This window comes from Mycobacterium sp., assembly GCF_032159765.1.
Classification (GTDB): domain Bacteria; phylum Actinomycetota; class Actinomycetes; order Mycobacteriales; family Mycobacteriaceae; genus Mycobacterium.
In genome coordinates, this window is record NZ_JAVHWM010000149.1 from 1 (window position 1) to 14580 (window position 14580).

General features: G+C 67.2%; 15 protein-coding genes and 1 pseudogene. 9 read left to right on the forward strand and 7 right to left on the reverse strand.

What is annotated here, in order from left to right; genetic code table 11:
- The 4 genes from QOH60_RS17920 to ribD form a co-directional block, all read left to right on the forward strand.
- Positions 1 to 764 (forward strand): methionyl-tRNA formyltransferase (locus QOH60_RS17920; protein ID WP_526422804.1); only part of this gene is annotated, 764 nt, incomplete at its 5' end.
- A complete protein-coding gene (locus QOH60_RS17925) occupies positions 761 to 2125 on the forward strand; it encodes a transcription antitermination factor NusB (RefSeq protein WP_526422806.1) in 1365 nt (454 codons plus the stop codon). The genes QOH60_RS17920 and QOH60_RS17925, both read left to right, overlap by 4 nt.
- 20 nt (positions 2126 to 2145) lie before the next feature.
- Positions 2146 to 2823, forward strand: coding sequence for a ribulose-phosphate 3-epimerase (rpe, locus tag QOH60_RS17930; RefSeq protein ID WP_526422808.1), 678 nt, complete (start codon positions 2146 to 2148; stop codon positions 2821 to 2823).
- A 17-nt stretch (positions 2824 to 2840) separates the two neighbouring features.
- Entirely contained in the window at positions 2841 to 3824 is a 984-nt protein-coding gene (gene ribD / locus QOH60_RS17935; protein ID WP_526422892.1) for a bifunctional diaminohydroxyphosphoribosylaminopyrimidine deaminase/5-amino-6-(5-phosphoribosylamino)uracil reductase RibD, read from the forward strand.
- Positions 3825 to 3907: 83 nt separating this feature from the next.
- On the opposite strand, the gene QOH60_RS17940 is transcribed toward ribD, so the two are convergent.
- The 5 genes from QOH60_RS17940 to QOH60_RS17960 all read right to left on the reverse strand — a co-directional run bounded on the left by QOH60_RS17940 (position 3908) and on the right by QOH60_RS17960 (position 8855).
- Positions 3908 to 4900 carry an ABC transporter ATP-binding protein gene (locus tag QOH60_RS17940; protein ID WP_526422810.1) on the reverse strand — a complete coding sequence of 331 codons (993 nt, stop codon included), beginning with the start codon at positions 4898 to 4900 and terminating at the stop codon, positions 3908 to 3910.
- Between the two features lie 2 nt (positions 4901 to 4902).
- Entirely contained in the window at positions 4903 to 5952 is a 1050-nt protein-coding gene (locus QOH60_RS17945) for an ABC transporter permease (RefSeq protein WP_526422812.1), read from the reverse strand.
- Between the two features lie 46 nt (positions 5953 to 5998).
- Entirely contained in the window at positions 5999 to 6550 is a 552-nt protein-coding gene (locus QOH60_RS17950; protein WP_526422814.1) for a type 1 glutamine amidotransferase domain-containing protein, read from the reverse strand.
- 62 nt (positions 6551 to 6612) lie between these two features.
- Positions 6613 to 8136 (reverse strand): MFS transporter, encoded by a 1524-nt coding sequence (locus tag QOH60_RS17955; protein WP_526422816.1) that lies wholly within the window; start codon positions 8134 to 8136, stop codon positions 6613 to 6615.
- A complete protein-coding gene (locus QOH60_RS17960; protein ID WP_526422818.1) occupies positions 8136 to 8855 on the reverse strand; it encodes an LppX_LprAFG lipoprotein in 720 nt (239 codons plus the stop codon). The genes QOH60_RS17955 and QOH60_RS17960 overlap by 1 nt, the downstream gene beginning before the upstream one ends.
- 56 nt (positions 8856 to 8911) lie before the next feature.
- On the opposite strand from QOH60_RS17960, the gene QOH60_RS17965 reads away from it, so the two are divergent.
- Positions 8912 to 9517, forward strand: a complete 606-nt coding sequence (locus tag QOH60_RS17965) for a riboflavin synthase (protein ID WP_526422820.1) — start codon at positions 8912 to 8914, stop codon at positions 9515 to 9517.
- Here the strand turns inward: QOH60_RS17965 and QOH60_RS17970 are convergent, their stop codons facing one another.
- Complete coding sequence (locus QOH60_RS17970) at positions 9518 to 9811, reverse strand: hypothetical protein (RefSeq protein ID WP_526422822.1); 294 nt, start codon at positions 9809 to 9811, stop codon at positions 9518 to 9520.
- Between the two features lie 232 nt (positions 9812 to 10043).
- Between QOH60_RS17970 and QOH60_RS17975 the strand changes: the two genes are divergently transcribed.
- The 4 genes and pseudogenes from QOH60_RS17975 to QOH60_RS17990 all read left to right on the forward strand — a co-directional run.
- A complete protein-coding gene (locus QOH60_RS17975) occupies positions 10044 to 10268 on the forward strand; it encodes a hypothetical protein (RefSeq protein ID WP_526422824.1) in 225 nt (74 codons plus the stop codon).
- A gap of 145 nt (positions 10269 to 10413) precedes the next feature.
- Complete coding sequence (locus tag QOH60_RS17980; protein WP_526422826.1) at positions 10414 to 11673, forward strand: bifunctional 3,4-dihydroxy-2-butanone-4-phosphate synthase/GTP cyclohydrolase II; 1260 nt, start codon at positions 10414 to 10416, stop codon at positions 11671 to 11673.
- 19 nt (positions 11674 to 11692) lie between these two features.
- Positions 11693 to 12178, forward strand: a complete 486-nt coding sequence (gene ribH, locus QOH60_RS17985; RefSeq protein ID WP_526422828.1) for a 6,7-dimethyl-8-ribityllumazine synthase — start codon at positions 11693 to 11695, stop codon at positions 12176 to 12178.
- A gap of 12 nt (positions 12179 to 12190) precedes the next feature.
- Positions 12191 to 12646, forward strand: a pseudogene (locus QOH60_RS17990) (PH domain-containing protein); the annotation flags it as partial.
- Between the two features lie 15 nt (positions 12647 to 12661).
- Here the strand turns inward: QOH60_RS17990 and QOH60_RS17995 are convergent.
- The gene (locus QOH60_RS17995; protein ID WP_526422894.1) at positions 12662 to 14554 is read right to left on the reverse strand and encodes a gamma-glutamyltransferase family protein; all 1893 of its coding nucleotides are present in this window, start codon (positions 14552 to 14554) and stop codon (positions 12662 to 12664) included.
- Positions 14555 to 14580 lie beyond the last annotated feature (26 nt).

Sequence of the window (14580 nt, forward strand, 5' to 3'; positions counted from 1 at the left end):
TTCCGGTGCTCATGCCGCAGCGGCCGAATTCGGAGGAATTCGTCGCCGAGCTTGCCGCACTGTCGCCGGACTGCTGCCCGGTGGTTGCCTATGGCGCACTGCTGAAGGATGGCCTGATCGCCGTCCCGCGGCACGGCTGGGTGAACCTGCACTTCTCGCTGCTTCCGGCGTGGCGTGGGGCCGCGCCGGTGCAGGCGGCGATCGCGGCGGGTGACACCGTGACGGGGGCGACGACCTTCCGCATCGAAGCCGGCCTGGACAGCGGTCCGGTCTACGGCGTCGTCACAGAAATCATACGACCGAATGACACGGCAGGCACACTGCTGCAACGCCTTTCGGAGTCTGGCGCGACACTGCTCGAGACCACGCTCGACGGTATCGCCGACGGCTCGCTGGTGGCCGTACCGCAGCCCGCGGACGGCGTCAGCATCGCCCCGAAGATCACGGTCGACGGGGCTCGGGTGCGGTGGGAACTGCCCGCGCATGTCGTCGACCGCACGATCCGCGCGGTCACGCCCAACCCCGGCGCATGGACGGTGATCAACGAGGTCCGCATGAAGATCGGCCCGGTGACCGTAGAACCTCAGACCGCAGCCGCTGATCTGGAGCCCGGGCAGTTCAGGGTGAGCAAGCACGGGGTGCAGGTGGGCACGGGATCGCAACCGGTGCTGCTGGGTGAGGTTCAGCCGCCCGGCAAGAAGCCGATGCCGGCGGCCGCATGGGCGCGCGGAGCACGGCTCGACGAATCCGCGCGGGCATCGTGACGGAACGATCCCGTCGCAAGCCGCTCGATCCCGCCCGGCGCGCCGCCTTCGACGTGTTGCGCGCGGTGTCTGAACGTGACGCGTACGCCAACCTCGCTCTGCCCGCACTGCTTTCGGAGCGCGGGATCACTGGCCGCGACGCGGCGTTCGCCACCGAGCTCGCCTACGGCACCTTGCGCGTACGTGGACTGCTCGACGCCGTCATCGCTGCGGCCGCGGCCCGTCCCGTCGACCAGGTCGACCCCGTGTTGCTCGACCTGCTTCGGCTCGGTGCCTATCAGTTGCTGCGCACCCGCGTCGACGCGCACGCCGCCGTCTCCACTACCGTCGAGCAGGCCGGTGTCGAATTCGATTCGGCGCGAGCGGGTTTCGTCAACGCTGTGCTCCGCAAGATCGCGGCGCGTGACGAGCAATCGTGGGTAGCGGAGTTGGCGCCGGATCCGTCGGCCGATCCGGTAGGGCATTCCGCGTTCGTGAACGCCCACCCGCGCTGGATCGCTCAGGCGTTCACCGACGCGCTGGGCCGCGACGCCGCCGAGCTCGACGCACTGCTCGACAGCGACAACGCCCGTCCCTCAGTGCATTTGGCAGCGCGCCCCGGGGTCATCACCGCCGAGGAACTCGCCGCCGAGGTGCAGGGCACCGTCGGGCGGTACTCGCCGTACGCGGTATACCTCTCGGGCGGCGATCCCGGCAGGCTGCGCCCGGTGCGCGAGGGCATGGCGCTGGTGCAGGACGAGGGCAGCCAGCTCGTGGCTCGCGCGCTCGTCGAGGCACCGATCGAGGGTCCCGATGCGGGCCGCTGGCTTGACCTGTGCGCGGGTCCGGGCGGCAAGACGGCACTGCTGGCCGCGCTCGGCGACACCGTCGGCGCCAGGGTCACCGCGGTCGAACCGGCAGCACGGCGCGCGCAGCTGGTCGAGCAGAACACCCGCGGCCTCGATGTGGAGATCCTCCGGGTCGACGGGCGCGATACAGGTTTAGACCCCGGCTTCGACCGCGTTCTTGTCGACGTGCCGTGCACCGGGCTCGGCGCGCTGCGGCGCCGCCCCGAGGCCCGGTGGCGGCGCACACCCGGCGACGTGCCCCCTCTGGTCAAATTGCAGCGCGAGCTCTTGGCGTCGGCGATCCGCCTGGTCCGGCCGGGCGGCGTCGTGCTCTACGCGACGTGCTCTCCGCACCTGGCCGAAACCGTTGGCGTCGTGGCGAATACGCTGCGCCGTGAACCGGTCACCGCCCTGGACGCTCGGCCGCTGTTTGCTCCCGCCGACCAGACCGGGGACGGTCCGTACGTGCAGTTGTGGCCTCACCGGCACGGGACGGATGCGATGTTCGCGGCCGCGCTCAGCAAATCGGAGTGAAGGCGAATTAGGGTGAAGCCATGCCGCCTCCGCTGATTGCGCCGTCGCTCCTGGCCGCTGACTTCGCCCGACTGGCCGACGAGGTCGCGGCCGTGAAAGGTGCCGACTGGGTGCACGTCGACGTGATGGACAACCACTTCGTGCCGAACCTGACGCTGGGCTTGCCCGTCGTCGAAAGTCTGCTCGCGGTCACCGACATCCCGATGGACTGCCATCTGATGATCGACAATCCTGATCGCTGGGCACCGCCGTATGCGGAAGCGGGCGCCTACAACGTCACCATTCACGCCGAGGCCACCGACAACCCCGTCGGGGTCGCACGTGATATCCGCGCGGCCGGCGCCAAGGCAGGTCTATCGGTGAAACCCGGCACTCCTCTGGAGCCCTACCTGGAGATCCTGCCCGAGTTCGACACGTTGTTGATCATGTCCGTCGAACCGGGGTTCGGTGGCCAGGCGTTCATCCCCGAGGTCCTCGTGAAGGTCGGCACTGCCCGGCGCCTTATCGACGCGGGGGAGTTGACGATCCTGGTCGAGATCGACGGCGGGATCAACGATGACACCATCGAAGAGGCCGCGGCGGCCGGAGTGGACTGTTTCGTCGCGGGCTCAGCCGTGTACGGCGCCGACGATCCCGCCGCCGCGGTGCGGGCGTTGCGCGCTCAGGCCGCCGCCGCGTCGCACCATCTGCAGCTGTGAGCGGGTACGCGGATGCGATGCGGCTGGCCATCGAACATGCCACCCGGGTAAAGGGTGGGACGTATCCGAACCCGCCCGTAGGCGCGGTGATCCTCGATGCCGGTGGCGAGGTCGTCGGCGTCGGCAGCACCGAACCGCCGGGCGGGCCGCACGCCGAGGTGGTGGCACTGCGGCGAGCCGGCGAGCTCGCAAAGGGCGGCACCGCGGCGGTCACACTCGAGCCGTGCAATCATCACGGGCGAACGCCGCCGTGCGTGGATGCGCTTGTGGCAGCTGGTGTTTCGCGAGTCGTGTATGCGGTGCGCGATCCGAACCCAGAAGCAGCCGGGGGAGCGGCCCGGCTGCGTGCGGCGGGGATCGAGGTCGTCGACGGGGTCCTGGCCGACGATGTCGCGCGAGGCCCGCTGCGGGAATGGCTGCACAAGCAGCGCACCGGGCTGCCGCACGTCACATGGAAATTCGCCGGCAGCATCGACGGTCGGAGTGCGGCGGCCGATGGGACGAGCCAGTGGATCACCAGCGAGGCCGCGCGCGCGGATGTGCACCGCCGACGCGCGATGGCCGACGCGATCATCGTGGGCACCGGCACCGTGTTTGCCGACGATCCGTTGCTCACCGCCCGACTGCCGGACGGCAGTCTCGCTGAGCATCAGCCCATGCGCGTTGTCGTAGGTGAGCGTGAAATCTCCTCGGAGGCAAAGGTTCTCAACGACGATTCGCGTACCATGCTGATCCGCACCCACGACCCGCACGAGGTCATCAGGTCATTGTCTGATCGCACCGACGTGCTGATCGAAGGCGGCCACACGCTGGCCGGGGCGTTCCTGCGGGCCGGCGTGATCAACCGGATTCTGGCCTACGTGGGGCCGATCATGCTCGGCGGCCCGACGACCGTCATCGACGACGTCGGTGTGACGACGATCAGCAAGGCGCTGCGATGGTCATTCGACGGCGTCGACCGGATCGGACCGGATCTGCTTCTGTCCCTCGTGCCGGCCTAGGCCTCGTCGACTCGCCGAATTCTGCACCAGGGTCGTTCCGGTCGAGAAATCACAACCCTGATGCAGATCTCGGCGACCCCGGCCTAGGCGTCGTCTAATTCCTTGTGCTCGATGATGTCTCGCACCCCGACGCCGCCGAGGCGCTCCCGGAACTGCTGCACGGTGTACCCGATCACCGTCGCGTCGGTGAGTGCGCGCGCGGTGGCCGACCGTGGCAGGCCGAACAACGGGCCCATCTCCCCGAAGTAGTGGCGGGCCGGAGCGATCTTGACCACTTCCTCACCGCCATCGGCTAATTCGCGGGTGAGCTCCATCTCGCCTTCAGCCACCACGTAGATGCAGTCGCCCATCATGCCCTGCTCGAACAGCACCTCGCCCTTCTTCAACTGCACGGTCTCAGGCTCGTGCTCGGTGGTCGCCATGTGCGGCACCAGTTCGACCACCTGATCGGCGATCGGAAGGATGCGACTGTCGTGCGTGGCGACCACGACGATGCGCTCACCGCAGGCCAGCTCGCGAATGAGCCGCAGCACCTCCTCGACCTGGATGAAGTCGAGATGCGCCGTCGGCTCGTCGGCGAGCAGCAGCGGGGGATCCAGGGCGATTGCACGCGCCACCGCGACCCGCTGCTGTTGCCCACCGGACATGTCGGGAGGCCGGTGACCCATGCGGTCTTCCAGCCCGACGCGGGTGAGCAACTCCTCGGCACGCTCGCGGGCCCGACTCAGCGGCATCCGGGCCGCCCGCAGCGGCACCATCACGTTCTCTATGGCGGACATGCTCGGCACGAGGTTGAACGCCTGGAACACGATGCCGACGGTGTTGCGGCGGTACTCCGGAAGTGTGTGCCTGTTGAGCGCGGTGATGTCGATGTCGCCGAATTCGATCCGGCCTTCCGTCGGCTTGAGAATGCCTCCGAGGCAGGACAGCAGCGTGGTCTTCCCGCAGCCGCTCGGTCCCAGCAGAATCGTCAGCGAGCCCGCGTTGACGTCGAGGTTCAGCCCGTCGATCGGGCGGACGGCATACCCGCCGCTGGAGTATTCGACGACGAGATCTTTGATGCGCAGATCGGCCACAGCTAGGACCCCCCGAAGGCAAGTGCGGGGTCGACGCGGACCGCGCGCCGGAGTCCAGCGATGCTCGCGAACAACCCGATGACGACGGCGACGGCCGGCAACAGCGCGAACGCCAGCGTCGGGATGTCGCAGCGCATCGGGAACAACGGGCCCAGAAGAATGGACAGCACCGATCCGATCAGTGCTGCGAACACGGCAACCACGATCGCCTGTGCCGTCAGCCCGATCAGGATCGACCGCGTGGCGACGCCAACGGCTTTGAAGACCGCGAAGTCGCGAGTGCGCTCGAGCGCCGACACATAGATCATCGACCCGACCACCAAGGCGGCGACCACCCACAGCAGCCACGCCATCAGTGAGATCGCCTGCTTGGCCCCGTTCAGCGCGCGCACAAGATCCTGGATCGCGCCGGCACGGTCGACCGTGCGGAACCTCGCGGGGACCGACGCAGGTGTTCCGCTAATACCGATCGACGAGATCAACCGCTGCCCGGAAAACAGAAGATCTTGGGCGCCCGCCACCGTGAGAAAGACATTCGGCTGACGGGCAAGAGCGGTCGAATCGTCGACGAGGCCAACGATTCGCAGTGTCCGCGAACCGATTTCGAGGTCCTGTTCCAAGTTGCGGCCCATCGTCGTGGACACCGCGACCTCGGTCTGGGCCGACGGCGCCCGTCCGGCGGACAGCGGCGGCATGCCTGGCGCTGTTGCGGGGACGCCGAACACGTTGACGTTCCGCGGGGATCCGCGGTCCGGGACTGTGGTGCTGCCGTAGACCAGCGCACGGGCATCGGAAACGCCAGGCAGTCGCTTCGCAGCGTCGACCTCGCTCTCCGCGAACGGCGCCGAGCCCAGAAACGGCCCGGGTGCGCCCGACTTGATCAGATACCGGTCGAAGCCCAACGAGTCGACCGTTCGCGTGGCCTCGACGTCAAAACCGTTGGCCAGTCCCGTGAGAACGAGCGTGCAAGCAAACACCAAGCCGGTCCCGATGATCGCGATCGCGAATCGCCGCCTGCGCCATTGCAGGTCGCGCAGCGCGGCGATCAACACCTGGGTGTCCCCAACATGAAGGGGACGTTACCGAGCCCCGCGGCTGTTAGGAGAGGGCTTCCACCAATTTCGAGCAGAACGCGGGCAGGTCATCGGGCCGGCGGCTGGTAATCAGGGTGTTACCGCGACGCTCGTCGACCACGACTTCCTCGTCCACCCAGTTGCCTCCCGCGTTGCGGATGTCGGTCTGCAGGCTCGGCCACGACGTGATCGTCCGGCCCCGCAGCACGTCGGCGTCCACAAGCGTCCACGGCGCGTGGCAGATTGCCGCCACCGGCTTGCCGGCGTCGAAGAAGCTCTTGACGAAGCCCACCGCGTCGGAATTCGTGCGCAGGAAGTCGGGATTGGCCACGCCGCCGGGCAACACCAGACCCGCGTAGTCCGCGGCGTCGGCGTCGCCCGCCGCCTTGTCGGCGTCGAACGTGTCTGCCTTGTCCAAGTGATTGAAGGCTTGCACCTTGCCGACCTCCGTGGAGACCAACTCCGGTGTGCCGCCAGCATCTTGAACGGCTTTCCACGGCTCGGTCAGCTCGACCTGCTCGACGCCTTCCGTCGCCACCAGGAATGCGATCTTCTTGCCGTCAAGTTGGGCCGTCATTAATACCTCCGTGTGAGTTGTGCTTAGCCACACGGATACCCGCCAGGCGGGCCGGCAACCACCTACTGGCGCGCGGGAACGGCGTCGCGCGGATCACTCTCGGTGTCGTCGGCGTGTTCGCTGCGGGCGCTGATGAACAAGCCCAGCACGGCACCGACGGCACACACGATCGCGGTCGCGGTGAAGATGTCGTTGTATTGGGTCATATAGGCCGTTTGGGCGTTGTCCTGAATGCTCTTTGCCAGATGTTTGGGGTCGATCGGCAAGGTCTCGAGCAACTGGTTGAACCTGTACAGTCCCCAGGCGGTCAGCGCGGCGAATCCGACCAGCATGCCGATCATTCGGGCGACCACCACCGCCGACGATGCGATGCCGTGCTGGGACGCCGGAACCGCGCGCAGTGTTGCCGATGTCAGCGGCGCGATCACCAAGCCCAGCCCTATTCCGGCCAGCGCGAGGTCGGTGTCGAGAGTGGGCAGCGAGAAGAACAGCAGGTGGTGCTCCGCTGTCAGCACGTCGGCATTCCATTGCGCGATGAGCACGTACGCACCTGCGGCGATCAGGAGACCGACGAAGGCGACGATGCGATCGCCGATCTTGGTGGCGATCCAGCCGCCAACCAGCGCGCCGACGGGAAGCGCGATGAGGAACCGAAGCAACAGAAACGCCGCCTCGTTGTTGTCCTTGTCGAGCAGACCCTGCGTGAACAGCTCGACATCCACGAGGGTGACCATCAGCGCTGCGCCCGCCGCAACGGATGCGCCCAAGGCGCACAGGAACGGCCGGAAGTGGACCCCTGCGGGCTCGATCAGACGTGTGCGCGCGAAGCGTTCCCACACCGCGAACGCGATCGTGGCAATGAGTGCGCCAGCGAGCACTGGCCAACCCCAGCTGGGCAGCACCTTTTGGGCGTTCGGTTGGGGGTTGTACAGGCCGACGACCGCCAGACCCAATGCGATCGCCAGCAACAGGCCGCCGACCACGTCGACCCGCTCACGCGGTCCCTCGGTAGGTTGCCGCGACGGAAGGCTGAAATGGATCATCACCATGGCGATGAGAGCCAGTGGGACGTTGATCCAAAACACATCGCGCCAATCCCGCAGCAACCACACGATGAAAATGCCGTACATCGGCCCGAGCACACTGCCAAGTTCCTGGGCCGCGCCGATGCCGCCGAGCACGGCGGCACGCCTGCGCGCCGCCCACAGATCACCGGCTAGTGCGAGGGTGACCGGAAGAAGCGCACCGCTAGCGACGCCCTGGATGACGCGGCCGCTCACGATCGTCGGCACGTCGTGCGCCATGGCGGTGATCACCGACCCGACCGCGAACCCGACCAGGCTGGCCTGGATGAGCAGCTTTCGCCCGAAGCGGTCCGACGCACGGCCGAGCAGCGGCATGGCCGCGACGTAACCCAGAAGGTAGCCGGTGACCATCGGGGTGATGCGCTGGACGTCGTCGAAACCCCCGATCCCGACGCCTTGCATGATGTCCCTGAACAGCGTGACCACCACATAGGTGTCCAAGGCGCCGAGCAGGACCGCGAGGCTGCCGGCCGAGATCGCGACTGTGCGGTTGGCCCTCATCAGGGTTGGTTGACCGTGACCGGCTTACCCCAGTCCGATGTGGTCATCGTGACCGAGTTTCCCTGGGTCGCCTCCAGCTGCGCCTCGACGAGCGCGTGGTCCCCGTCTTCGCGGATCCATGCCGTGGCGGGCACCGCGTCAGTGACCTCGAGCTGTGGCGCTATTGCGTTGACGGCGTCCTTGCTGACCTTGCCGACGATCTTGACGGTGTTGACGCCGTTCTTGTTCTCCCGGCTGTCGGCCTTGGGATCGACGAAGTTGCTGAGCACGTTCGCCAATCCCTGATCGGGGTTCAGAATCAACCCGACGTCGTAGATGTCCTTGGCGGGCCCGAAGTTCTGCATCTTCCCGCCCTTTGTCAGCGGCACCCACAGGTCGCCGTTGAATACGATGAAGTCGCGTTCGACGGCCTGGTTGCCGAGGATGACCTTCGCCGTGCCCTGCGCCGCCACCGCAGGAACATTGGTCAGGTCGCCGCTGAGGGATTCGATCGGAAGCTTCTCCTGCAGGCCCTTGTCGACCTTGAGCTCCAAATGGACGCTCTGCTGACCTCGCGTGGTCTCGGCGGACTGCATGAGCAAGTCGGCGGCGCTGGGAAGCGGTGCGCCGGAGGACGACTGGCCTGAACTGTTCGAAGAGTCATTCTTTGAGCAGCCCGCGATCAATCCGGCGGACAGTGCGACGACAGCAAGCGCTACGGCAGTTCTTCGCAGTGGCATGCCTGCATGGTAGAGGGTCGAGACGACGGGCCCGGTCCGCGCACTAGCCTGATCCCGTGTTCACCGGGATCGTCGAAGAGGTCGGCCGCATCGTCGAAAAGACGGATCTGCCCGACGCGGTGCGGCTGAAAATCCGGGGTCCCGTGGTCACCAGCGACGCGAAGCCGGGTGACTCAATCTCCGTGAACGGGGTGTGCCTGACCGTGGTGGAAGTGCTTGCCGGCGGGGAGTTCACCACCGATGTGATGGCCGAAACACTGAACCGGTCGACGCTGCGACACGTCGACGAACGCCCGCAGGTGAACCTCGAGCGGGCGGTGACCGCCGACAAGCGACTCGGCGGGCATATCGTCCAGGGCCACGTCGACGGGACGGGAACTGTGATTTCCCGCACGGCATCCGAACACTGGGAGGTGGTGCGGATCGGCCTGCCGGCCGGGCTGGCGCGTTACGTCGTCGAGAAGGGGTCGATCGCAGTCGACGGTGTCAGCCTCACCGTGTCCGGACTCGGGATCGACGCGGGCCACGACTGGTTTGAGGTGTCACTGATCCCAACGACGCTGTCGGAGACGACGTTGGCGGGGCTGCCTTTGGGCGGCGACGTCAACCTCGAGGTGGATGTGATCGCGAAATATGTTGACCGGCTGATGCAGACGCGGTAGCTATCCGACGCTGCCGGGTGTTCCGGAGGGCACTTGCACCCCGAGCCAGTTGCAGGGGGTCCAGGTTCGCCAGGCGATCAGTGCGCACTGCTGCTCCGGTGTCAACATCGGGGCGCATGGGACTTCCGGGCTACCACATGGGGGCGCCGGCTCGGCATTCGCGGGCGCGGAACCGACCAGAACGGGAACGGCAGTCGCCGCGACGAACACCGTCACCGCCACAAACCGCTTGACCTGGGCCTCGTAGCCGCATTGCATCATGTTCTTGTCCTCCTCAGCGGCGAGGATTACCACTCCAGTGAGATTGAATGGTAAGCCGGTAGAAGGGGTACCCGCATCCCCTTCAGCAAATCCACCTTTGTGCGTAGGGGCAGGTGTAAGTCTTAAGGCCTCCGTCACGAGAGCATGCTGCCGGAAGCGTCAATTTGTGGCGCGGCTCACCATCGACGGTAATAATGACCATGGGCCGGGCTAGCGAGGGGAAGACATCGAAATGAAGAAGCTGGCAGCAGCTATAGCTGTGGGCATGGCGATGGCAGCGGCGCCGGTAGCGATGGCCCCGGTCGTGCAGGCCGACATTTGTGCAGGTGCCCACGGCCGTCATGTCGGCGTCGGCGGTTGCACGAACATCGCCGGCGACGTGGCCACGGGTGTGGCTATCTCGCAGGCCTGGCCGTACGTGCCGGGTGAGGTCCCGTGTTACACACCTGAAGGTGTGCCGTACTACACCCCTCCCGGGGCTCCCTGCTAGTCGGCTGATCACCTGCAGCGGGCGTTGCACGGCCTGATGGCTTGCATCGGGAAGCGCAACGCACCGCGCGTGGTTACTGGTCATTAGACTGACCAGAGGCAGCGCTGTTGTGGGCGTTGCGTCGCCGCCCGAAGGAGTACCGGCCATGACAAGGTTGGACAGCGTCGAGCGCGCTGTCGCCGACATCGCGGCCGGCAAGGCAGTGATCGTCATCGACGACGAAGATCGGGAGAACGAAGGCGATCTGATCTTCGCCGCCGAGATGGCCACCCCCGAGCTCGTCGCGTTCATGGTGCGTTACACCTCGGGGTATCTGTGCGTGCCCCTTGCCGGCGAGATCTGCGACAGGCTTGGCCTGCTGCCCATGTATGCGGTCAATCAAGACAAGCACGGCACTGCGTACACCGTGACGGTCGACGCCAAACGCGGTGTAGGAACCGGCATCTCGGCCTCCGACCGCGCGACGACGATGCGCCTGCTTGCCGATCCGACGAGCGCTGCAGATGAATTCACCCGGCCGGGCCACGTTGTGCCGTTGCGCGCAAAGGACGGCGGAGTGCTGCGCAGGCCCGGGCACACCGAGGCCGCCGTGGACCTCGCGAGACTCGCCGGACTCCAGCCCGCGGGCGCGATCTGCGAGATCGTCAGCCAGAAGGACGAAGGCGCGATGGCGCAGACCGACGAGCTGCGTGTCTTCGCCGACGAGCACGGCCTGGCGCTGATCTCCATCGCCGACCTCATCGAGTGGCGCCGCAGGCACGAGAAGCACGTGGAACGCATCGCCGAGGCGCGGATCCCCACCCGCCACGGTGAGTTCCGGGCGGTCGGCTACGACAGCATCTACGACGAGGTCGAGCACGTCGCCTTGGTGCGCGGCGACGTCGGTGATGGCGAAGACGTTCTGGTGCGGGTGCACTCGGAGTGTCTGACCGGCGACGTTTTCGGCTCGCGGCGTTGTGATTGCGGCCCGCAGCTGGATGCCGCGATGGCGATGGTCGCCCGCGAAGGGCGTGGCGTCGTGCTCTACATGCGCGGTCACGAAGGCCGGGGTATCGGCCTGATGCACAAGCTTCAGGCGTATCAGTTGCAGGACGCGGGGGCCGACACCGTCGACGCCAATCTGGAACTCGGCCTGCCGGCCGACGCCCGCGACTACGGTCTCGGCGCGCAGATCCTCTATGACCTTGGGGTGCGGTCGATGCGGCTGCTGACCAACAACCCGGCCAAGCGTGTCGGGCTCGACGGCTACGGCCTGCACGTCCTTGAGCGGGTTCCGCTGCCGGTGCGGGCCAACGCGGAGAACATCCGGTACCTGATCACCAAGCGCGACCGGATGGGCCACGACCTGTCGGGTCTCGATGACTTCGACGCCCACCTGCCGGGCGAATTCGGCGGAGCTCTTTGAGCCCGGCAGCGAGTCGCGGGTGAGCCCAGTCCACGGGGTACCGGAGCTGCCCGAGCTCGACGCGTCGGGTGTGAGACTGGCTATCGTCGCGAGCACATGGCACGAAACCATCTGTAATGCCTTGCTTGCCAGCGCACAGCACACGGCCGAGAGGGCTGGTGTCAGGAAGGCGACCGTCATCAGGGTTCTCGGTGCCATCGAAATCCCGGTCGTTGCACAGGAATTGGCGCGCACACACGACGCGGTCGTTGCGCTCGGTGTCGTCATCCGCGGCCAGACGCCGCATTTCGACTACGTCTGCGACGCCGTCACCCAGGGTCTGACGCGGGTCTCGCTCGACGCCTCCACTCCGGTCGCCAACGGCGTGCTCACCACGAATGACGAGGCGCAGGCGCTCGACCGCGCAGGATTGCCGTGGTCTGCCGAGGACAAGGGCGCGCAGGCCACCGCCGCGGCGCTATCCACGGCACTGACCCTGCAGCAGTTGCGTGGCCATGAGCACTGAAGCCCAGCGGCGATGAGCGCTCGCGCGAGGAGCAAAGGGACGTGGGAGCTGCAGGTGCGTCCGCACGCCACGCCGATTTTCGCCTACGGTGCGGCGATCGTGATCGTGGCGATTCACGTCACTGTCGGCGCGTTGCTCAAGATCAGATCCACTGGCGTGTACTTCCAGACTGCCGATCAGGTCGCGCTCATCGGCCTCGGTGTGGTGCTCGCAGCCGCGGTGCTGCTGCTGACCCGGCCGCGTCTGCGCGCGGGCGCATCCGGGCTGGCGATCCGGAATCTGCTGGGGGAGAGGTTGATTGAGTGGCCCGACATCGTCGGCGTGTCGTTTCCCGCCGGCGCGCGCTGGGCGCGTGTCGATCTGCCCGACGACGAGTACATCCCGCTGATGGCGATCCAGGCCGTCGACAAAGACCGGGCGGTGGTCGCCATGGATTCGCTGCGCAAGCTGGTCGAGCGTTACCGGCCGGGCTCGGGCGGGGAGTCAGGAGGCGTCGCCCATGACGACGCCCTCGCGCCGGGGGTCGGCCCCGCCGAGCAGCCCGCCGGACGGCATCCTGACGATTGCTGAGGCTCCGCTTGACTGGTCCGCCACGCTGACCTGATGCCCTAACGCCCGCAGACCCTGCACCAGCGGATCGTGGTCGCCGTTGTCTGCACTGTCAAACGCCGGGTGCTCGCCCCCGACGTTGGTGACGGGCGAGTTCGCCGCGCCGAAATTGACCGCGGACACCGCCTGCTGCGGGTCGAGACCCCAATCAATCAGATATACAAGCGTTTTCACGACGAACTGAATGATCACTGCCCCGCCGGGCGAACCGGTCACCGCAAACAGCGGTCCGCGGCCTTCACCGCTTGGCCCGAACACCAGCGTCGGCGACATCGAACTACGCGGGCGCTTGCCGGGCTGAACTCGGTTGGCGACGGCCACCCCGTCCGCACCGATCGGGTCGGCCGCGAAATCGGTCAGCTGGTTGTTCACGACGAACCCGTCCACGATGTGAAACGAACCGAAGCTGGACTCGACGCTGGTGGTCATCGAAGCGGCGTTGCCGTCGGCGTCGACGATGCTGACCTGGCTGGTGCCGTGTTCGACGGCCAGTGGGGACCACGACGGGGGCGGCCCGAACGGGCCGGGCGGCGCGCTGCCCATCGTGGTGGCCTCGGAGATCATCGCGGCCCGCCCGGCCAGATAGCCGAGCCCGGTCAACGTGTCCGGGGTACCGCCTGGCAGGGGCACGAAATCCGGGTCGGCGACGTAAAAGTCGCGATCGGCATACGCCAGCCGCTCTGCCTCGGACACCACATGGACGGCCGTCACCGACGGGCGGCCGCCGTTGGCGTCGACATCGGTGGGACCGACCGCGCCGAGCGGGAAATGCTCCAGAACACCGAGCGTTTCGGCGACGACGATTCCGCCCGCCGGCGGTGGCATACCGCAGACTTCATGCTGGCGGTAGCCGATGCACAGCGGCTCACGTCGCTGTGCGGAGTAGCCGGCGAGATCGTCGGTGGTCATCAGGCTCGGGGTGCGGCCTCCTGACGTGGCGGCCGCGGCGGCGACGATGTCGCGGGCAACCGCTCCCGTGTAGAAGGCGTCCGCGCCGCTGGAGGCGATGGCCGACAGCGTCTTCCCGTATGCGGGGTTGGTCAGCCATGTTCCAGCCCGCTTGGGACTGCCGTCCGCATTGAGCAGGTAGGAGGCTGCGGCCGTGTCTGCGCGCAAGCGCGCGGCGTCGCCCGCGATTGCGCTGGCGAGCCGGGGGCTAATGGCGAAGCCGTCGTCCGCCATCGAGACTGCGGTGCCGAACAACTCACGCCACGGCGTGCGGCCGTGGTCGTCGTGGACCAGCTCGAGTGCCCGCAGAATTCCCGGCACGCCGATCGACCGACCGGATGCGCGCGGATTTGGTTGCGGCACAGTGTGGTTGCTGTCATCGATCCAGCGCAGATAGTTCTCCGTGGCGGCAGCGGGTGCGACCTCGCGCCCGTCGTAGGCCTGGACCGCGCCAGAGCGCGCGTCGTAGTAAAGGACGAATCCGCCACCACCGATGCCCGACGACTGCGGTTCGACCAAGCCGAGCACCGCCTGCACCGCGACTAGGGCATCGGCGGCGGTGCCACCGCTACGAAGGACCCGGCAACCTGCTTGCGTCGCAAGCGGGTTAGCCGTCGCGACCGCATAGTGCGCGGTTCTCACGACGGCCATGCCGCTGCGGTAGGCAGTGGCCGCCTCAGGCCCGCCGGCCTGGGCGGAGGCCGCCTTCTGCGTGGGCACGCCGTTCGGCACGATCGCACACCCGTCCCCGGGTGCCGCGGCGGCTTGGTCACCGATCGCGACAGCAAGGGCGGCAACGGTGACGGCGACCATCGTCATCCTGCCGGCGGTGCAACTGCGCACGG